This window comes from Brevundimonas sp. MF30-B, from assembly GCF_004683885.1.
Classification (GTDB): Bacteria; Pseudomonadota; Alphaproteobacteria; order Caulobacterales; family Caulobacteraceae; genus Brevundimonas.
The window spans coordinates 101,716-120,744 of sequence record NZ_CP038440.1; the positions used below are offsets into that span (position 1 = coordinate 101,716).

Annotated in this window: 15 protein-coding genes, 1 other RNA gene and 1 pseudogene; 8 read left to right on the forward strand and 9 right to left on the reverse strand. The window is 68.5% G+C overall.

Annotation, left to right across the window (positions count from 1 at the left end):
- Window positions 1-78: 78 nt before the first annotated feature.
- Both purL and E4M01_RS00485 read left to right on the forward strand, forming a co-directional pair.
- Window positions 79-2,277 (forward strand): phosphoribosylformylglycinamidine synthase subunit PurL, encoded by a 2,199-nt coding sequence (purL, locus tag E4M01_RS00480; protein WP_135066161.1) that lies wholly within the window; start codon window positions 79-81, stop codon window positions 2,275-2,277.
- Window positions 2,274-2,720, forward strand: coding sequence for a DUF305 domain-containing protein (locus E4M01_RS00485; RefSeq protein WP_135066164.1), 447 nt, complete (start codon window positions 2,274-2,276; stop codon window positions 2,718-2,720). Before purL ends, E4M01_RS00485 begins: the two co-directional genes overlap by 4 nt.
- Here E4M01_RS00485 and E4M01_RS00490 read toward each other — a convergent pair whose 3' ends face one another.
- From E4M01_RS00490 to E4M01_RS00510, 5 genes are all read right to left on the reverse strand, one after another.
- On the reverse strand, window positions 2,721-3,542 hold the full coding sequence (locus tag E4M01_RS00490; RefSeq protein WP_135066167.1) for a TIGR00282 family metallophosphoesterase: 822 nt from the start codon (window positions 3,540-3,542) through the stop codon (window positions 2,721-2,723).
- Window positions 3,539-4,084 carry a 5-formyltetrahydrofolate cyclo-ligase gene (locus E4M01_RS00495; RefSeq protein ID WP_135066170.1) on the reverse strand — a complete coding sequence of 182 codons (546 nt, stop codon included), beginning with the start codon at window positions 4,082-4,084 and terminating at the stop codon, window positions 3,539-3,541. The genes E4M01_RS00490 and E4M01_RS00495 overlap by 4 nt, the downstream gene beginning before the upstream one ends.
- 127 nt (window positions 4,085-4,211) lie before the next feature.
- Window positions 4,212-4,372, reverse strand: a non-coding RNA gene (gene ssrS / locus E4M01_RS00500) — 6S RNA.
- Between the two features lie 272 nt (window positions 4,373-4,644).
- Complete coding sequence (gene recN / locus E4M01_RS00505; RefSeq protein ID WP_135066173.1) at window positions 4,645-6,345, reverse strand: DNA repair protein RecN; 1,701 nt, start codon at window positions 6,343-6,345, stop codon at window positions 4,645-4,647.
- A gap of 40 nt (window positions 6,346-6,385) precedes the next feature.
- A complete protein-coding gene (locus E4M01_RS00510; protein ID WP_256359965.1) occupies window positions 6,386-7,228 on the reverse strand; it encodes an outer membrane protein assembly factor BamD in 843 nt (280 codons plus the stop codon).
- A 195-nt stretch (window positions 7,229-7,423) separates the two neighbouring features.
- Between E4M01_RS00510 and E4M01_RS00515 the strand changes: the two genes are divergently transcribed.
- From E4M01_RS00515 to ychF, 6 genes and pseudogenes are all read left to right on the forward strand, one after another.
- A complete protein-coding gene (locus tag E4M01_RS00515) occupies window positions 7,424-8,359 on the forward strand; it encodes a ribose-phosphate pyrophosphokinase (protein WP_135066176.1) in 936 nt (311 codons plus the stop codon).
- Between the two features lie 89 nt (window positions 8,360-8,448).
- Complete coding sequence (locus tag E4M01_RS00520) at window positions 8,449-9,507, forward strand: hypothetical protein (RefSeq protein WP_135066179.1); 1,059 nt, start codon at window positions 8,449-8,451, stop codon at window positions 9,505-9,507.
- Between the two features lie 134 nt (window positions 9,508-9,641).
- A pseudogene (locus E4M01_RS00525) lies at window positions 9,642-10,247 on the forward strand (50S ribosomal protein L25/general stress protein Ctc); the annotation flags it as partial.
- Window positions 10,248-10,418: 171 nt separating this feature from the next.
- Window positions 10,419-11,036 carry an aminoacyl-tRNA hydrolase gene (gene pth, locus E4M01_RS00530; RefSeq protein WP_135066184.1) on the forward strand — a complete coding sequence of 206 codons (618 nt, stop codon included), beginning with the start codon at window positions 10,419-10,421 and terminating at the stop codon, window positions 11,034-11,036.
- 17 nt (window positions 11,037-11,053) lie between these two features.
- A complete protein-coding gene (locus E4M01_RS00535) occupies window positions 11,054-11,548 on the forward strand; it encodes a copper chaperone PCu(A)C (protein WP_245158319.1) in 495 nt (164 codons plus the stop codon).
- Window positions 11,549-11,593: 45 nt separating this feature from the next.
- Complete coding sequence (gene ychF / locus E4M01_RS00540) at window positions 11,594-12,691, forward strand: redox-regulated ATPase YchF (RefSeq protein ID WP_135066190.1); 1,098 nt, start codon at window positions 11,594-11,596, stop codon at window positions 12,689-12,691.
- Here the strand turns inward: ychF and E4M01_RS00545 are convergent, their stop codons facing one another.
- The 4 genes from E4M01_RS00545 to E4M01_RS00560 form a co-directional block, all read right to left on the reverse strand.
- Entirely contained in the window at window positions 12,692-13,174 is a 483-nt protein-coding gene (locus E4M01_RS00545) for a hypothetical protein (protein ID WP_135066193.1), read from the reverse strand.
- 30 nt (window positions 13,175-13,204) lie between these two features.
- On the reverse strand, window positions 13,205-15,352 hold the full coding sequence (gene scpA, locus E4M01_RS00550; RefSeq protein WP_135066196.1) for a methylmalonyl-CoA mutase: 2,148 nt from the start codon (window positions 15,350-15,352) through the stop codon (window positions 13,205-13,207).
- Window positions 15,349-16,734 (reverse strand): methylmalonyl-CoA mutase family protein, encoded by a 1,386-nt coding sequence (locus E4M01_RS00555; RefSeq protein ID WP_135066199.1) that lies wholly within the window; start codon window positions 16,732-16,734, stop codon window positions 15,349-15,351. Before E4M01_RS00555 ends, scpA begins: the two co-directional genes overlap by 4 nt.
- Window positions 16,735-16,842: 108 nt before the next feature.
- Window positions 16,843-19,017 carry a 3-hydroxyacyl-CoA dehydrogenase NAD-binding domain-containing protein gene (locus tag E4M01_RS00560; RefSeq protein ID WP_135066202.1) on the reverse strand — a complete coding sequence of 725 codons (2,175 nt, stop codon included), beginning with the start codon at window positions 19,015-19,017 and terminating at the stop codon, window positions 16,843-16,845.
- Between the last annotated feature and the right edge of the window lie 12 nt (window positions 19,018-19,029).

Genomic DNA, 19,029 nt, shown 5'->3' on the forward strand with positions numbered 1-19,029 from the left:
CCTCGACAAGCGCGCGCCAGCCCCGATGTTCCACGCCGAGGCTGACAGATCGCCCCGCGACGGCTAGAAGCGCGGCCCATGAGCGCGCCCGAAAAGACCACCGCCGAACTCGCCGCCGAATACGGCCTGGCACCCAATGAGTATCAGGTCCTGCTGGACCGGCTGGGCCGCGAGCCCAACCAGGTCGAACTGGGCGTCTTCTCGGTCATGTGGTCCGAGCACTGCTCCTACAAATCCTCCAAGACACAGCTGATGAAGTTCCCCGTCACGGGTGAGCGCGTCATCTGCGGCCCAGGCGAGAACGCCGGCGTCATCGACATCGACGACGGCGACGCCTGCATCTTCAAGATGGAAAGCCACAACCATCCCTCCTACATCGAGCCCTATCAGGGCGCGGCGACGGGCGTGGGCGGCATCATGCGCGATGTCTTCACCATGGGCGCGCGCCCGGTGGCCCTGCTGAACGCGCTGCGCTTCGGCGATCCCAGCCACGAGAAGTCCAGGCGTCTGGTCAAGGGCGTGGTCGCCGGCATCGGCGGCTACGGCAACTGCGTCGGCGTGCCGACCGTCGCGGGGGAAACGAACTTCCACAAGGGCTACAACGGCAACATCCTGGTCAACGCCATGTGCGTCGGCCTGGCCCGCGCCGACGAGATCTATTACTCGGCCGCGCCGGAAGCCGGTCATGACGTGGTGTACTTCGGCTCCAAGACCGGCCGCGACGGCATCCACGGCGCGACCATGTCCTCGACCGAGTTCGACGACGAATCCGAGTCGAAGCGCCCCACCGTCCAGGTCGGCGACCCCTTCGCCGAAAAGCTGCTGATCGAGGCCACGCTGGAGCTGATGGCGTCGGGCGCCGTGGCCGCCATTCAGGACATGGGCGCGGCGGGCCTGACCTCTTCCTCGGTCGAAATGGCCGGCAAGGGCGGCGTCGGCGTCGAGCTGGACCTGGACAAGGTGCCTCAGCGCGAAACCGGCATGACCGCTTATGAGATGATGCTGTCGGAAAGCCAGGAGCGGATGCTGGCGGTCCTGAAGCCCGGCCGCGAGGCCGACGGCCACCGCATCTTTCAGAAATGGGGCCTGGACTTCGCCGTCATCGGCAAGACCACCGACACCGGCCATCTGGTCCTGAAGCACCACGGCGAAACCGTCTGCGACGTGCCCCTGGCTCCGCTGTTCGACGACGCGCCGCTATACGACCGCCCTTGGGTCCAGCCCGAACTGCATCCGCGCCTCGCGCCCGCCGACGTGCCGGCCCCCGAGAGCTGGGCCGACGCCGTGCTGAACGTCGTCTGCTGCCCCGACATGGCCTCCAAGCGCTGGATCTGGGAGCAGTACGACCGCCACGTCATGGCCGACACCCTGCACGACTCGGCCACCGGGGCCGACGCCGGCATCGTGCGCGTCCACGGCACCGACAAGGGCCTGGCCGTCACCTCGGACTGCACCCCCCGCTATGTCCAGAACGATCCCTACGAGGGCGGCAAGCAGGCCGTGGCCGAGGCCTGGCGCAACCTGACCGCCGTGGGCAGCCGTCCCATCGCCATCACCGACAACCTGAACTTCGGCAATCCGCAGCGCCCCGAGATCATGGGCCAGATCGTCCGCGCCACCGACGGCATGGCCGAGGCCTGCCGGGCGCTGGACTTCCCCGTCGTGAGCGGCAACGTCAGCCTCTATAACGAGACCAACGGCGTCGCCATTCCGCCGACCCCGACGGTCGGCGCCGTGGGCCTGCTGCCCAACTATGACGTGGCGGCCGGTTTCGGCGGCCTGGCCGAGGGCGAGGTCCTGGTCCTGATCGGCGAGACGGTCGGCGAACTGGGCGCCAGCCTGTATCTGCGCGAGCTCCTGGGCCGCGAAGACGGCGCTCCGCCGCCCGTCGACCTGGCCCTGGAGCGCAAGACCGGCGACTTCGTGCGCGGCCTGATCGAGAGCGGCGACCTGACCTGCGTGCACGACCTGTCGGACGGCGGCCTGATCGGCGCGGCCGCCGACATGGCCCTGGCGTCGGACGTCGGCGTCGAGCTGGACGCCACCAGCGCCACCCACGCCCACATCTTCCTCTTTGGCGAGGACCAGGCCCGCTATCTGGTCGGCGTCTCGGACCCGACCGACCTGATCGCCCGCGCCCAGGCCGCCGGCCTGCACGCTTCGGTCGTCGGCCGCGCCGTCGGCCGCGACTTCTCGTCCGGCGAACTGTTCCGCATCCCGCTGGATCATATGCGCGAGATGCACGAAAGCTGGATGCCGAACTGGATCGAAGGATGACCATGCGCCGTCTGTTTCTAGCCACCGCCCTGCCCCTGCTGCTCGTCGCCTGCGACGGCGGCGGCGATCCGGTTCAGCAGGCCCTGCGCGACGCCTCGGCCGAGCGCCAGGCCGCGACGGTCACCGATGGCGAGATTTCCGGCCCGGCCCCGGTCGACCACGCGGCGATGGGGCATGGCTCGGCCGCCGGCCCCACGCCCGGCGACCAGGCCTTCGCGGCCTCTGAGGCTGAAATGCACCGCCTGATGGCCGAAGCCTCGGGCGAGACGGTGGATCAGTCCTACATCGCCAAGATGATCGCCCACCACCAGGGCGCCGTCGCCATGGCCGAGGTCGCCCTGCGCGACAGCCGCGACCCCGAAATCCGCCGCATGGCTCAAGCCGTCATCGACGCCCAGACCCAAGAAATCGCCGAAATGCGCGCCTGGCGTCCGGCCGGCTGATCAGACGACCGGCACCGCCTGGCTAAGGCGGCCGCCTACGCGGATCGGCTCGACGCGGGTGGCCAGGCCCGTCCTGTCGTCTGTCTCGACATAGACGCCGCAGATCGTAGCCGGGCCCGAAGCGGGCGTGTAGCGCCCGCCGGAAATCCGCGTGGTGAAGCGCCGCAGCGGCTCTTCCTTCTCGTTGCCGATGACGCTGTCATAGTCGCAGCAGCCGCCGGCGTCGGTCTGATAGGCCGTGCCGCCCGGCAGGATCTGGCAGTCGGCGGTCGGCACATGGGTGTGAGTGCCCACCACCAGCGACGCCCGGCCGTCGCAGAAGTGGCCCATGGCCATCTTCTCGCTGGTCGCCTCGCAGTGCATGTCCACGATCACGGCGTCGGCCACGGCGCCCAGGGGGGCGGCGGCCAGTTCTCGCTCCACGGCGCCGAACGGATCGTCCATGGGGTCCATGTGCACCCGGCCCAGCACGTTCATGACCAGGACGGTGCGCCCGGAATGGGTCTCGAACAGATTGGCGCCGGCGCCCGGCGCATCCATCAGGCGCGGATAGTTGGCCGGGCGGATCAGGCGCGGCTCGCGCACGATATAGGTCAGGGCCTCGCGCTGGTCCCAGCTGTGGTTGCCCAGCGTCAGGCAGTCGGCGCCGGCCATGAACAGCTCACGCGCCGTATTTTCGGTGATGCCGAATCCACCGGCGGCGTTCTCGGCGTTGACCACCACGAAATCGAGCTTCAGGTCCCGCTTCAGCCCCGGCAGGTGGTCGCTCAGACCATCCCGCCCCGACTTGCCGACCACATCACCGAAAAACGCCAGTCTCATGGGAAGGCGGTATAGCCGGTCTCGGTCAGAACGCCATGCAGGCGGATGTCATGGGGCTCGATCTCCAGCCGCTCGACCTGCTGCCCGGCATAGGCCAGGCCGATGCGGACAATGTGCGGCAAGGCCGCGAAGGTCCGATCATAGTAGCCCCCGCCTTGCCCCAACCGCCCGCCTGAGCCGTCAAAGGCCAGCAGCGGCGTGACGATCAGGTCGGGGATGACCGTGGCCGCCAGCGGCAACGGCGCTGGACAGCCCGCCGCGTCCATCTCCAACGGCTCGCCGGGCGACCAGGCGCGAAACACCATCGCCGCGTCGCGCTCAATCACCACCGGCAGACACAGCATCCGCCCCGTGGCCAGGAGCGCGCGAGCCAGGGGCTGCGGGTCCATCTCCGACCCCATGGCGCGATAAAGGGCCACGCAGGGGCCCTGGGGCAGGTCGCTGGCATGATCCGCCACGCGCTCGCCCGCCAACGGATCCGCCCCCGCCAGCCGCTTTCGCAGGCCGCGCATCTCCGCGCGCAGTTCGGATTTGGAGGTCATGAACGCGATCCGAACGCCGAGCCGCTGGATGCTCGGGTCAAGCCCGAGCATGACGGCGAAATACGGGGCTTCTCCCCCTCAAGCAGCGAGCCGCCGCGCGGCGAGCGATAGGGGAAACAACAAGGTTGGCGGCGCCGCAAGAACCGTGGAGGACTGTTCAATCCTCTCGACCTGGGTAGCCAGGTGGGCGCCGTGTGCCCAGGCCCTCGAGCCCAGTCAGGGACAGCTCCCTTCGAGTGAATTAAGGTCGCGAGGATAAGTCGCCTCCGACGAGAGCCGCAGCAAGACCCGCCATCCGACAAGATAGGCCTTTGCAGGCCCCCGCTCAATGGGCGACGGATGGCGAGTTGCCTACCCGACGCCTGCGGGCGAAAACCTTTCGCGTCAGCAAGTTGGCAGGCCGCGCAACGGAAATATCAATCCCCCCTCCGAGCGCTGATATAATGCGCCCGCCTACCCGCTCACCCTCGCCTGCGCAGCGATGAGCGGAAGTGAGAAGGGGCCGGTTTCACACTATTCAGACTATTCAGACTCTGTTTTTTGTCCCGGCTGTCTGAACCTCACCCGATCAGCACGCGCGCCGCCGCCCGCGCCTCGTCGGTGATCTCCGCGCCCGAAAGCATGCGGGCGATCTCTTCGCGCCGAGCGGCCTCGTCCAGCGTATCGACCGTGGTGTGGGTCTGGCCGTCGCGGTCGGCCTTGCGGACCTTCCAGTGGGCATGGCCGCGCGCCGCCACCTGGGGGCTGTGCGTCACGACCAAGACCTGGGCGCCGCGCGACAGCCGCTCCAGCCGCCCGCCCACGGCCTCGGCCACGGCGCCGCCGACGCCCTGGTCGACCTCGTCGAAGATCATTACTGGCTGACGCTGGTCCTCGCGGCCCGCCAGGGCCGCCTTCATCGCCAGGGCGAAGCGCGCCAGCTCCCCGCCCGAGGCCACGGCGTCCAGCGGGCCGAAGTCCTGGCCCGCGTTGGTGGCGATCTGGAAGCGGGCGGTTTCGACCCCCTGCGGCCCGCGCCGGCCGTCGGCCACAGGCTCCAGCGCCACGCGGAACCGCGCGCGCTCCAGCTTCAGCGGCGCCAGTTCGGCCATCACGGCCTCGGTCAGCCGCTCGGCGGCCGCCTCCCGGCCCGAGCTCAGCATCGCGGCCGCCACATCATAGGCCTCGGTCGCGGCAGCCGTAGCGCGGGCGGCTTCCGACAGAGCGTCTTCGCCGTCCTCGATCAGACGCAGCTGCTCGCGGTAGCGCAGGCGCAGTGCCGGCAGGGCGTCGACCGTTGTGTTCAGCTTGCGGGCGGCGGCGCGCAGGGCGAACAGCCGCTCCTCGGCCTTGTCCAGCCGACCGGGCTCGAAGTCAAAAGCGTCGGCGGCCGCGTCCACGGCGGCGACCGCCTCGGTCGCCTCGACCAGGGCGCGATCCACGGCTTCCGCCGCCGCCGCCAGGCGCACGATCACCGGGTGGTCGGCCTCGGCCCCGGCCTGGACCGCGCGCTGGCGGGCGTGTTCGACAGCCCTAAGCGCGGCGGCCAGCTTCTGGCTCAGCTTGTCGCCGCCCAGCGACTGGCGCGCATCGGCCAGGTCGGCGATGCCCTTTTCGGCGGCGCCCAGAATGGCCCGCTCGCCGGCCAGTTCGGTCTCTTCGTCCTCGCGCGGGTCCAGGTCGTCCAGATCGGCCAGGTTCAGCGCGATCTCCTCGGCGCGAGCGCGGGCGTCGGCCGCCTGGGCCTTCAGCTCGGCCAGCCTCGCCTCCGCCGCCTTCAGCCGCTCGGCCGCCTGGGCCACGCCCTTCAGCTGCGGCTCCAGCCCGCCATAGGCGTCCAGCAAGCCCCGATGGGTCTTCCAGTCCAGCAGGCCCACGGTCTCGTGCTGGCCGTGCACCTCGACCAGTTGCGCCCCGACCTCGCGCAGAACGCCGACGCCGGTCGGCTGATCGTTGACGAAGGCGCGGCTGCGGCCGTCGGCGGACACCACTCGGCGCAGGATCAGGTCCTCGCCCGACCGCACCTCGACGCCGCGCTCGCTCAGCAGTTCGATCAGGGCGGGATCGTCCGGCGCCTCGAACACGGCCGTGGCGGTTCCCTGACGGGCGCCGGCCCGCACGAGGCCCGCATCGCCTCGCCCGCCCAGCGCCAAGCCCAGGGCGTCGAGGATGATCGACTTGCCCGCCCCGGTCTCGCCGGTCAGCACGGTGAGACCACCCTGAACCTCGAGGTCCAGGGCGTCCACCAGCACGATGTCACGGATGAATAGAGCGGTCAGCATGGGGCGCGGTGATTCGAGTACCGGCCCATCCTACTGATGTTCAGCCCGGAAGGATCCGCCGCAGCCAGCTTTCGCGACGGCCGGTCGGAGCCACTTCCGGCGACTGCCCCCGCTGGGTCAGCAGCGCGTAGGCCTCGGCGTACCAGGGGCTGCCCGGATAGTTGTGGCCCAGAACCGCACCGTTGCGCGTCGCCTCTTCGGTCAGGCCCATCATCAGATTGACCTCGACCAGCCGGTACAGGGCCTCGGCCGTGTGCGAGGTGCGCTGGAAGTCCGGATTAGCGATCACGGCCTTGTAGCGGTTCACCGCCGCCAGCGGCTGGTTGGCGCGCTGGTAATAGCGGCCGATGTTCATTTCCTTGCCCGCGAGTTGGTCGTTGACCATGTCGATCTTGACCTGGGCGTCCGTGGCGTAGGAGGTCCCCGGATAGCGCCGGATCACATCGCGCAGGCCCAGAAGCGCAGCTTCGGAAAACGCCTGGTCGCGACCTACGTCGACGATCTGCTCGAAGTTGCAGATCGCCCGCATGTAGAAGGCGTAGGCCGCCGAGGGATTGCCCGGGAAGAGCTGGATGAAGCGATCCGCCGCCGCGATGGCGTCGGTATAGGCGCCGTTCTGATAATGGGCGTAGATCTGCATCATGATCGCCCGCCGCGCCCATTCGGAATAGGGATGCTGGCGCTCGACCTCCTGGAAATAGTCGATGGCGTCGGCCCAGCGCCGCCGCTCCAGCCGCTCGTAGCCGGTGTTGTAGAGAAGCTCGACCGGCCTTTCTTCATAGGCCAGCTTCGCTCGGGTGCGGGAGCCCGAACAGGCCGAAACCCCGATGACGATCATCATGGCCAGAACCGCGACGGAAACAGCGGACTTGGAAGAGCGCAAGCGAGGACCTCGTAAACCTGTCGCCGGGACGCCTCCGACGATGAGCGGCGATCTCTAGCATCGCGGGACGGATCGCGCCAAGGCGATACGAAAACCGCGCCCTGCGGGTTGATGCGCCCCGGATCGCTGCATAAAGAGCGCCGCAGGTGGAGCTCACCGTCATTGGCAGCGATGACGGCGAAAGGATGACCGGCCATGAAACTGCTCGCAGGCAATTCCAACCGGACCCTCGCCCAGGCCATCGCGGACCACCTGGACATGCCCCTGACCCGCGCCCAGGTGAAACGCTTCGCCGACAACGAAGTCTTCGCCATGATCGAAGAGAACGTCCGCGGCGAGGACGTGTTCGTGATCCAGTCGACCTCCTATCCGGCCAACGACAACCTGATGGAGCTGCTGATCATGATGGACGCCCTGGTGCGGGCGTCCGCCAAGCGGATCACGGCAGTCATGCCCTATTACGGCTATGCGCGTCAGGATCGGAAGACGGACGGGCGCACGCCGATCTCGGCCAAGCTGGTGGCCAATCTGGTGACGCGCGCGGGCGCCGACCGCGTTCTGACCATGGACCTTCATGCCGGCCAGATTCAGGGCTTCTTCGACATCCCCACTGACAATCTGGTGGCGACACCGGTGCTGGCCCGCGACGTGCGCGATCACTATCCGCGCGGACAGGAGTTGATGATCGTCTCGCCGGACGTAGGCGGCGTGGTGCGCGCCCGCTCTCTGGCCAAGCGCCTCGACGCCGATCTCGCCATCGTCGACAAACGCCGCCCGCGCGCTGGCGAAAGCGAAGTCATGAACATCATCGGTGATGTGGAGGGCCGCCGCTGCATCCTGTTCGACGACATCGTCGATTCGGGCGGCACCCTGGTGAACGCCGCCAAGGCGCTGATCGACCGCGGCGCCGTGGAGGTGTCGGCCTACATCAGCCACGGCGTCCTGTCCGGCCCCGCCGTCAGCCGGGTCGCGGACGGGCCGTTGAAGGAACTGGTGATCACCGACTCCATCGAGCAGCCTGACGAAGTTTTGAACTGCTCGAAAATCCGCCGTGTTTCAGTGGCTCCGCTGATTGGCGAAGCTATCCGTCGGATCGCGAACGAGGAATCGGTGTCCAAGCTGTTCGATTAATCATCGAATAACCATTCCCCTCGCGATATAAGCGTCTCGATCCAGTGCTCGGCGCGGCCGCGCCGTGTTTACCAATGAGGGACGCCTCCATGCGCCACGAAACGCTGCGCCGCGGTCTGACTGCGGCCGCCTTCGCCGCCGCCGCCCTGCTCGCCGCCTGCTCCACGCCCGAGCCGGAAGCGCCGCCCGCTCCGCCTCCGCCCCCGCCGCCGCCCGCCGTGTCGCTGAACGACAGCGTGGCGCAGGCCGCCTCCATCTACGTCACCTTCATGCGCGAGGCGCGCACCCTGTCGGCGCCGTTCGCCGACGCGGAATCCATCCAGTCCGCGCTGCGCAAGGGCGCCGCTTATGACGCGCCGCAGCTGTCGCGCGGCATGATCGCCTATGGCGCCATCCTGGCCCTGCAGTCGCCCGAGTTCGTGGCTGGCGTGCGCACCTATGCCGCCGATCCGACCCAACGTCAGGAGATCGTCAACCGGATCATCGCCGACCCCGCCTACGCCGCCACCTTCCCCGGCGCAGCCTCAGCCGCAGGCCTGATCTCGGATGTTCTGGGCGGCGACGCCATAGCCATGACGGCCATCGCCGAGGCGATCGAGAATGACGCCTATACGATCCAGGAGCGTAATGACCCCCGCAGGCGCTGGGCCATCACCCCGGTGGCTAATCGCGAGGATCGCCTGGCGCGCGTCAAGGTGCTGTCGGAAGACGACCTGCTGCCCTCGGCCGAGGAATCGGCGCGCCTGTTCGCCGCGGCGCACAGCGGCACGGGCTTGGGCGTGACATCGGCCACGGGCGCCCCGCCCTATACGCCGGCCACAGTTCGTTCGCTGGCCTTAGCGGCTCTGGCGGCGCTTGGCGCAGCCGGCGACAATGCGCGGGTCAACACCGACGCCCTGCAGGTCGAGCTGAACAGCGAATCCTGCCTGACCATGTCCAAGCTGATGCTGTTCCAGTGCCTCGCGGCCTCTCGCCCCAGCTATGAGGACATCTTCTGCGCCGGCCGTCACGTCGCCCGCGACCTGGGAACCTGCGTGGCCCAGGCCGCCGGTCCGGCACCGACCCGTCTGCAGCCGATCAGCGTGACGCTTCCCACCGCCGCCGTGGCGTCCGCCGCCCCGGTCACGCCTGCGCCGGCCGCGAACTGAGCGCGCATCCGGGCGGGGCGGTTGCGCCCCGCCGCCGATGCGTGTAATAGCCCGCGCTCTTGAATTCGAGGGTGAACACCCCGCCGCGCGGGCCCTTTCGTTGGCGCGGCGTTTCTGTTGTTGAGGCGAGCCAGATGGCCGAGATCATTCTGAACGTCGACGTCCGTGACGGCGTGGGCACCGGCGGCGCTCGCGCCGCGCGTCGCGCCGGCATGGTGCCCGGCATCCTGTACGGCGGCGACAAGGCCCCCGTCGCCATCTCCGTCGACGAGAAGGCGTTCCGCAAGAATCTGTACACCGGCAAGCTGCTGGGCCACCTGGTCACGCTGAAATATGGTGACGAGACCCAGCCGGTCATCGCCCGCGACGTGCAGTTCGACCCGGTGTCGGATCGCCCGATGCACTTCGACCTGATGCGCGTCGACGAGAAGCAGACCATCAAGATCGAAGTGCCGGTCCACTTCATCAACCAGGATGAGTGCAAGGCTTTCCGCCAGGGCGGTTCGCTGGAGATCGTACGCCACACCGTCGAAATCTCGGTCCGGGCCGACCACATTCCGGAAGACCTGGTCGTCGATCTCGCCGGCCATAAGCTGGGCGATTCGATCCGCATCTCGGATATCAAGCTGCCCAAGGGCGTCGAGCCGACCATCACAGACCGCGACTTCATGATCGCCTCGATCAAGGTCTCGTCGGCCGCCCTGTCCGAAGCCGCTGATGAAGCCGCCGACGCCGAGGCCGCCGAGGCTGAAGCCGCCGCCGCCGACGAAGTGCCCGCCACCGAGCAGGCCGACGGTGAGGAAGCCGCCGCCGAGGGCGAAAAGTCCGAAGGCTGAGCCGCCTACGGCTGATCGTTTCGAGACGGCCCCTTCCGGCGACGGACGGGGCCGTTTCCTTTTCCGGAAGGGCTCATGATCATCATCGCCGGCCTGGGCAATCCGGGTCCGAAATATCAGAACAACCGCCACAACATCGGTTTCATGGCGGCAGACGCCATCGCCGACCGCTGGCGCTTCGGCGCCGCGCGGGCGAAGTTCCAGTCCGTCGTGGCCGAGGGCGAGGTCCAGACCCCCGCCGGCGCGCAGCGCGTTCTGCTGATGAAGCCCCAGACCTATATGAACGAGAGCGGCCGGGCCGTCGGCGAGGCCGCGCGTTTCTACAAGGTCGATCCGTCGCAGGTCATTGTCTTTCACGACGAGATCGACCTGGCGCCGGGGCGTTTCCGCATGAAGACAGGCGGCGGAGCGGCCGGTCAGAACGGCGTGCGGTCGCTCATAAGCCAGCTTGGGCCTGATTTTCGCCGCGCGCGCATGGGAATCGGCCATCCGGGCGAGAAACACCTTGTCATGCCGCACGTGCTGGGCGACTTCCATAAGGCAGAGCTTGGCTGGCTGGAGGCGATGCTGAACGCCAGCGCCGACGCCCTGCCCTTCGCGGTCGCCGGTGACGACGAGCGCTATCAGGCCGAGGTCATGCGTCTGGCCCCGGCCCCCAAATTCAGCCCGCGCCAGGCCGCGCGCGGCGAATGACGACGAGGAGCCGATCGATGTCCCTGTCCCGTTTCCTGCCTGTCGCCCTGGCCGGCCTGACCCTCTCAGCCTGCGGTCGCGACGCCGCTTCGCCGGCCACCGAGCAGGAGGTCGAAAAGACCGGCGCCGCCGTGGCCGTCACCGAGGCCTGGTGCCGCCCGACGCCCAACGGCGTGGCCGTCGGCGCCTGCTACGTCAGCCTCACGGCGCCGAGGAAGGACCGCCTGGTCGAAGTGCGCTCGCCCGTGAGCGACGACATCCAAATCCACGAGATGCGCACCGAAGGCGGCGTGATGCGGATGGGCATCCTGCCTGACGGACTGGAGCTGCCAGCCGGCCGCACCGTCACCCTGCGCCCCGGCGCCGAACATCTGATGCTGATGGACCTGAGCCAGCCGCTCACGATCGGGGAGGCGGCCGAACTGACCCTGATCTTCCAGAACGCCCCAGATGTCACAGTCCAGGCCGATGTCCGCGAGCCGGTCGCCGCATCGAGCGATCCCGGCGCCTAACGCTCGTCCGAACACTTCGCCGCCACAGCGGCTCCAAGGAACACCATGGCTCTCAAAGTCGCGATCGTCGGCCTGCCCAACGTCGGCAAGTCCACCCTGTTCAACGCCCTGACCAAGACGGCGGCGGCCCAGGCGGCCAACTATCCGTTCTGCACGATCGAGCCGAACACCGGCGACGTGGCCGTGCCCGAGGCGCGGCTGAACGTGCTGGCCGAGATCGCCGGATCGAAGGAGATCATCCCCGCTCGCATCACCTTCGTGGACGTGGCCGGCCTGGTGCGCGGCGCTTCCAGGGGCGAGGGCCTGGGCAACCAGTTCCTGGCCAACATCCGCGACTGCGACGCCGTGGCCTTCGTCGCCCGCTGCTTCGTCGATGACGACATCACTCACGTCGAGAACCGGATCGATCCGATCGCCGACCTCGAGATCATCGAGACCGAGCTGATGCTGGCCGACCTCGAGAGCTTGGAGCGTCGCCGCGTTCAGACCGAGAAGCGCGCCAAGGGCGGCGACAAGGAAAGCCAGCTGAACCTGAAGCTGATCGACCTAGCCCTGGCCCAGCTGAGCGCCGGCAAGCCCGCGCGTCTGGCCGAGGTGTCCAAGGAAGACCGCAAGGCGTGGGATATGCTGCAACTGCTGACCGCCCTACCCGCCCTCTATGTCGCTAACGTCGAGGAGGCCTCGGCCGACAAGGGCAACGAACTGTCGGCTCAAGTGGCGGAACGCGCCAAGGCCGACAACGCTGAGACGGTCGTCATTTCGGCTCAGATCGAATCCGAGATCGCCGTGCTGGACGACGCCGAGCAGGCCGAGTTCCTGGAGACCCTGGGCTTGGAGGAGCCCGGCCTGAACCGTCTGATCCGCGGCGCCTACAGCCTGCTGGGCCTGCAGACCTATTTCACGGTCGGCCCCAAGGAAGCCCGCGCCTGGACCATTCCCGTGGGCGCCACCGCCCCCCAGGCGGCCGGCGTGATCCACACGGATTTCGAGAAGGGCTTCATCCGCGCCGAGACCATCGCCTACGACGACTATGTCGCTCTGAAGGGCGAGAGCGGCGCCAAGGCCGCCGGCAAGATGCGCGCTGAAGGCAAGCCTTACGTCGTCAAGGACGGCGACGTCATGCACTTCCTGTTCAACACCTGATCAACGGTCCGGTGCGGCGCTCACGCGGGGGGTGTCGGCCAGGGTGGTGCAGCGGGTCAGGGCGACCTGGGCGCGGCCTCGATCCAGATAGGTCAAGGTCATGACCTGGTCGTTTACGACCATGCGTACGCGTTCGTTCGAAGTCATGCCCTCGGCCACGCAAGCCAGGGCGGCCTCATAGCCTCCGTCGCGCTGATCGATGCGGGTGATGTCGCAGGCGTTTTCATAGCCCTCGAACCGGGTTGTGGTGATGTTGATCGGCTGCTGGTCGCCACGCGGCGCGGCGCACCATTCGACGTTCGCCGCCCATCGTCCGACGAAGTTGGCCGGCCCCGCTCCGGGAAGATTGGCCGCCACCGTCGAAGGGCCGGCGGAAGGCCCGGCCGGACCGGGGGCGGCGGGCGACACGGTCGAGGGGGCGTCGCCATCGCCGCAGGCGCCGAGGCCGAGCATCACGGCCAGTGCGATTGCATGAGGTCTCATCCCGACTGAACGCCGCGTCCCGATTTGAGTTCAGGCTGGCCGCTGCGCATAGCCCAGGCGCTGGTTCAGCCGGTCGATCAGGTCGATGGCCGTCTCGGCCACCACGGAGCCGGGCGGATAGACCGCCGCCACGCCCGCGTCGAGCAGGGGCTGAACGTCGGCGGGCGGAATGACGCCGCCGACCACCACCATAATGTCCTCTCGGCCCAGCTTCTTCAGCTCGGCCATCAGGGCGGGCGCCAGGGTCAGGTGACCCGCCGCCAGGGACGAGGCGCCCACGGCGTGGACGTTCTTCTCGACCGCCTCGCGCGCGGCCTCCTCAGGCGTCTGGAACAGGGCGCCGGCGGTCGCCTCCAGACCCAGGTCGCCATAGGCCGTGGCGATCACCTTCTGGCCCCGATCGTGGCCGTCCTGGCCCAGTTTGGCGATCAGGATGCGGGGCGGGCCGCCGTCGTTCTCGACAAAGGCGGCGACCATGTCGCGGGCCCGCGACACGCGCGGATCGGCCCCCGCCTCGCGGCCATAGACGCCGGATACCGTCTTCACCGTCGCCACATGGCGGCCAAAGGCGGCCTCCAGCGCATCCGAGATCTCGCCCACCGTGGCCTTGGCCCGCGCCGCCTCGATGGCCAGCTGCAACAGGTTGGCGTCGCCTTTCGCGCCCTCGGTCAGGGCGTTCAGCGCAGCTTGCGTCGCCGCCTCGTCGCGCTCGGCCCGCAGCCGCTTCAGCTTGTCGATCTGGGCGGCCAGAACGGCGGCGTTGTCGACCTTCAGCACCGGAATGTCGTCGGCCTGGTCGTTGATGTAGCGGTTGACGCCCACGACCGTCTGCTGACCAGTGTCTATGCGGGCCTGGGTCTTGGCCGCAGCCTCTTCGATGCGCAGCTTGGGTATGCCGGCCTCGATGGCCTTGGCCATGCCGCCCAACCGATCCACCTCGGCCATGTGGGCGCGCGCGCGCTCGGCCAGGTCGTGGGTCAGACGCTCGACGTAGTGGCTGCCGCCCCACGGGTCGATGACGCGCGTCAGGCCGGTTTCCTGCTGCAACAGGATCTGGGTGTTGCGGGCGATGCGGGCCGAGAAGTCGGTGGGCAGCGCCAGGGCCTCGTCCAGCGAGTTGGTGTGCAGGCTTTGCGTCTGGCCGCCCGCGGCCGCCATGGCTTCGACCATGGTGCGCGACACGTTGTTGAACACATCCTGGGCCGCCAGGGACCAGCCAGAGGTCTGGCAGTGCGCGCGCAGAGACAGGCTGCGCGGGTCCGACGGTGCGAACCGCTCGGCCACCTTCTCGGCCCACAGAAGGCGGCCGGCGCGCATCTTGGCCACCTCCATGAAGTAGTTCATGCCGATGGCCCAGAAGAAGCTGAGACGCGGCGCGAACCGGTCCACCGTCATGCCGGCGTCCACGCCCGCCTGAATGTACTCCAGCCCGTCCGCCAGGGTGTAGGCCAACTCCAAGTCCGCCGAGGCCCCCGCCTCCTGCATGTGGTAGCCGCTGATGGAGATGGAGTTGAAGCGCGGCGCGTGCTCGGCCGTCCAGGCGAAGATGTCCGAGATGATCCGCATCGAAGACAGAGGCGGATAGATGTAGGTGTTGCGGACCATGAACTCTTTGAGGATGTCGTTCTGGATGGTCCCGGTCAGCTGGGCCGGCGCCACACCCTGCTCCTCGGCCGCGACGACGTAGAGCGCCAGCACCGGCAGGACGGCGCCGTTCATCGTCATGGACACCGACATCTGATCCAGCGGAATGCCGTCGAACAGCGTGCGCATGTCGTAGATGCTGTCGATGGCGACGCCCGCCATGCCCACGTCGCCCGGCACGCGCGGGTGATCCGAATCGTAGCCGCGGTGCGTAGCCAGGTCGAAGGCGATCGACAGCCCCTTCTGACCCGCCGCCAGATTGCGGCGATAGAAGGCGTTGGACTCCTCGGCCGTCGAAAAGCCGGCGTACTGGCGGATGGTCCACGGGTTGGACGCATACATGGTCGGATACGGCCCGCGCATGTAGGGCGCGAAGCCCGGCAGGCCGTGGATCGCCTCGATGCCCTCAAGGGCGTCGGGACCATAGGCGGTCTGGATCGACAGGCCCTCGGGCGTCAGCCAGGGGTCGCGCGCCGGACCTGACGCCGTGGCGGAAAGGTCGAGCGGCAGTTTGGCGAAATCAGGCGTTTTCATCGGCCGGCCTCCGCCTGGACTTCAAAGGGTTCGGCGAGCCGGACCGGGGTCAGGGCGCCCGGGGCGGTCTCGATCGCTTGCACAGAGGTCTCGACCGAAATCGGCCGCGGGTCGGGGTCGACGAATTGGGTGACGCCGATAATCTGGGCGGCGCCGTCCTTCAGCGCCGCTTCGGCCTGGGCGCGGGCGCGGGCGACGCGGGGCTGGATCAGGCCGGCCTTGAGGGTTTCGACCACGCCGCCTTCGGATTCGATCCATTGGAACTCGGCCCAGGCGGCCTGGGCCAGGTCGCGGGTGCGGTGATCCAGAAACCAGCTGCCTGCGGCCGGGTCGTCGACGCGGCCCAGGTTGGCTTCCTCCATCAGGACCAGCTGCGTGTTGCGGGCCTGGCGCCGCGCGAAGGCGTCGGGGCGGCCCTTCGCGCGGGTGAAGCCGTCCAGGACGACGGCATCGGCGCCCCCTGCCCCGCCCGCGAAACCTGCGGCGGTCAGGCGCAGCAGATTGGGCCAAGGATCGCGGCGGCTGAGCATGCGGCGTGACGAGCGCGCCTCGATCACGGCGGGCGTCTCCGCCCCGAAGGCGCGGCTGACGTTGGCCCACAGCAGGCGCAGCGCCCGCAACGCGCACAGGCTGTCAAAATACTGCTGATCCACCGCCAGGCCCAAGACGACGCCGTTCAGCGCACGGTCGCGGTCCAGCCCGGCCTCCATGCCCACGCGGACGTAGCTGGCGGCGGACGCCAGAGCGAAGGCCAGGGACTGAGCCAGCGAACCGCCGGCTTCGTGCGCCACCTGGCCGGACGCCAGGAAGAACCGCGCTTCGGGATAGGCCCCGGCGTGGCGCGCGGCGGTGTTGGCCGCCAGCGTCACGTGATCCTCGATCGGGCGCGGCGAGGCGCCGGCCCGCGCGAAGGCGGAGATGGGGTCCATGTGGAACAGCAGCTGCGCGCGCGGCGAGCCCTTGGCCACGACCGCCAGGGCATTGGCCGCATCCGGCCCGTCGATGCCGGCGTCCAGCGCGACCGGGGCCAGCTCCAGCGCCACACCGTCCAGCGCCCGGCCCAGCGGTTCCGGATCGGCCAGAACTGCGCCCGAGATCAGCAGGCTGGCGGCGCCGTTCTGAAGTTCAGTCAGGGCCGCCGCGTTGACGGCGGCGGGGTCGTCGCCCTCGACCGTCGCGCGCAAGTCCCAGGCGCGGCCCTCGGCATCCGAAGCGCGCGGCGCGGACAGTGCGCCGCCGCCATTGGCCGGGGAATACAGCGGCCGGATCGCCAGACCGTCGGCGTCCAGATGCACCAAGCCTTCCAGCGGCCGGCCCTTCAGCGCCTTTTCAGCCTCGACGCGCCAGTCGGCCGGGGTCGGGGTGGGAAAGGTCTGAGGCATCGGGTCTCCACGGGGCGTTTGGACCCCGCATATGGGCCAGCGACGCCCTGCCCGTCCAGCCCGCCGGTCGGGCGACGGCCTTTGCCGGCCGACGCCCGGTGGTCTCGATCAGGCCGCCTGCTTCTGACCGGCGAACCTGCCGTAGAAGGTTTCGCCCTTGGCGGCCATGTCGCGCAGCAGCTGCGGCGGGCTGAAGCGCTCGCCGTATTTGGCGGCATAGGCGTCGGCCTGTTCGACGAAGGCCTTGAGGCCGATCTGGTCGATCATGGTGATCGGGCCGCCGGTCCAGGGCGCGAAGCCCCAGGCCAGGATGGCGCCCACATCGGCCTCGCGCGGATCGTCAATCACGCCCTCTTCCCAGCAGCGCGCGACCTCGACCGCCTGGCGGTACAGGAGGCGGCGCTTCTGGTCCTCGACCAGTTCGGGCGTCGAGTCGTTGATGGTGACTGGCGCCAGTTCCGACAGACCCTTCCACAGCGTCTTGGGCTTGGTGTCATAGTCGTAGAAGCCCTTGCCGTTCTTGCGGCCGTAACGGCCCAGTTCTTCGACCATTTTCTCGACGATCTGCGCGCCGGGCAGCGGCACATAGGCGTCGCCCAGGTCGGCCTTGGTCTGTTTCGACACCTTGACCGAGAGGTCCAGCGCCACGTCGTCGTGCATTTCCAGCGGACCGCGCGGCATGCCGGTGGCGCGGCCGATGTTGTCGATCAGGGCGGGGGCGTAGCCCTCCTCCAGCATCGCCAGACCCTCGGCGACATAGGTGGCGAAGCAGCGCGAGGTGTAGAAGCCGCGGCCGTCGTTGACGACGATCGGCGTCTTGCGGATCTTCATGACGTAGTCCAGCGACTTGGCGAGCGCCGCCGGGCCGGTCTTTTCGCCCATGATGATCTCGACCAGCATCATCTTGTCGACCGGCGAGAAGAAATGGATGCCGATGAAGTCCTCGGGCCGCACCGACGCCTCGGACAGGCCCGAGATCGGCAGGGTCGAGGTGTTGGAGCCGAACACGGCGCCCGGCGCCAGCTGGGCCTCGGCGCGCTTGGTCACCTCGGCCTTGATCTCGCGGTTTTCGAACACCGCCTCGATCACCAGGTCGGAACCCTTGATCAGGTCATAGTCGGTGGTCGCCGTGATGGAGCCGAGCAGGGCGTCGTACTTGTCCTGGGTCAGCTGACCGCGCGAGAGGCGCTTCTTCAGCAGTTCCTCGACATGGGCCTTGCCCTTGTCGGCCGCCTCCTGGTCGCGGTCGATCAGGATGGTCTCGATCCCGGCCATGGCCTGCACATAGGCGATGCCCGCGCCCATCATGCCGGCGCCCAGCACAGCGACCTTCTTGGGATCGGACTTGGGCTGATCGGCCGGACGCACCGCGCCCTTGTCCAGCTCCTGTTTCGACAGGAACAGCGAGCGGATCATCCCTTGAGCCTGCGGCGTCATGAGGGTCTTGATGAAGTAGCGCGTCTCGATGCGCAGCGCCGCGTCCATCGGCACCTGCACGCCTTCGTAGACGGCCTTCATCAGGTTGGTGACGGCGGGATAGTTGCCGTAGCTCTGCTTCCTGACCATGGCGTTGCCGACCAGGAAGTTCTGGATGCCGGCCGGGTGATAGGGGCCGCCGCCGGGCAGTTTGAAGCTCTTCTCGTCCCACGGCTGGACGGCCTTTCCGCCGCCCTTGATCCAGGCCTTGGCGGCCTCGACCGACTGGCCCTTCTCGACCACCTCATGGACGATGCCCGCGCCCTTGGCGTCGTTGGGGCGGAAGGACTTGCCCTCGCTCATGGCCATCATGGCCGCCTGCACGCCGACCAGGCGCGTCAGGCGCTGGGTGCCGCCGCCGCCGGGGAACAGGCCGACCTTGATCTCGGGCAGGCCCAGTTGGATCTTGTTGTCGTTCTCGACCACGCGGTAGTGGCAGGCCAGCGTCAGCTCCAGCCCGCCGCCCAGGGCCAGGCCGTTGATGGCGGCCGCCACCGGCTTGCCGCAGGTCTCGAGAGCGCGCAGGGCGCCGTTCAGCCGCCAGCCCGCGTCATAGGCCGCCTGCAGATCCGAGCCGCCCAGCATGCCCGAAGCCATGTCGCCCAGGTCCGCTCCGGCGCAGAAGCCCGAAGTCTTGCCCGAGGTCAGCACCGCGCCCTTGATGGCGTCGTCGGTCTTCACCCGTTCGACCCATTCTGGGATCTCGGCCATGACCTTGCCGGTAAGGGTGTTCATCGAGCGGCCCGGCACATCGAAGATGATGAGCGCAATGCCGTCGGCGTCGACGTCGATCTTGAAGTTTTCCATAGTCAGTTCCCT

What these genes read in the sequence shown, in the direction of transcription:
- E4M01_RS00520 (WP_135066179.1), top strand. Translation starts at nt 8,449, where the DNA reads ATGCGCCACGAAACGCTGCGCCGCGGTCTGACTGCGGCCGCCTTCGCC.
- E4M01_RS00535 (WP_245158319.1), top strand. Translation starts at nt 11,054, where the DNA reads ATGTCCCTGTCCCGTTTCCTGCCTGTCGCCCTGGCCGGCCTGACCCTC.
- scpA (WP_135066196.1), bottom strand. Translation starts at nt 15,352, where the DNA reads ATGAAAACGCCTGATTTCGCCAAACTGCCGCTCGACCTTTCCGCCACG.
- ychF (WP_135066190.1), top strand. Translation starts at nt 11,594, where the DNA reads ATGGCTCTCAAAGTCGCGATCGTCGGCCTGCCCAACGTCGGCAAGTCC.
- E4M01_RS00495 (WP_135066170.1), bottom strand. Translation starts at nt 4,084, where the DNA reads ATGACCTCCAAATCCGAACTGCGCGCGGAGATGCGCGGCCTGCGAAAG.
- E4M01_RS00515 (WP_135066176.1), top strand. Translation starts at nt 7,424, where the DNA reads ATGAAACTGCTCGCAGGCAATTCCAACCGGACCCTCGCCCAGGCCATC.
- pth (WP_135066184.1), top strand. Translation starts at nt 10,419, where the DNA reads ATGATCATCATCGCCGGCCTGGGCAATCCGGGTCCGAAATATCAGAAC.
- E4M01_RS00485 (WP_135066164.1), top strand. Translation starts at nt 2,274, where the DNA reads ATGACCATGCGCCGTCTGTTTCTAGCCACCGCCCTGCCCCTGCTGCTC.
- recN (WP_135066173.1), bottom strand. Translation starts at nt 6,345, where the DNA reads ATGCTGACCGCTCTATTCATCCGTGACATCGTGCTGGTGGACGCCCTG.
- E4M01_RS00545 (WP_135066193.1), bottom strand. Translation starts at nt 13,174, where the DNA reads ATGAGACCTCATGCAATCGCACTGGCCGTGATGCTCGGCCTCGGCGCC.
- E4M01_RS00555 (WP_135066199.1), bottom strand. Translation starts at nt 16,734, where the DNA reads ATGCCTCAGACCTTTCCCACCCCGACCCCGGCCGACTGGCGCGTCGAG.
- E4M01_RS00490 (WP_135066167.1), bottom strand. Translation starts at nt 3,542, where the DNA reads ATGAGACTGGCGTTTTTCGGTGATGTGGTCGGCAAGTCGGGGCGGGAT.
- E4M01_RS00560 (WP_135066202.1), bottom strand. Translation starts at nt 19,017, where the DNA reads ATGGAAAACTTCAAGATCGACGTCGACGCCGACGGCATTGCGCTCATC.
- purL (WP_135066161.1), top strand. Translation starts at nt 79, where the DNA reads ATGAGCGCGCCCGAAAAGACCACCGCCGAACTCGCCGCCGAATACGGC.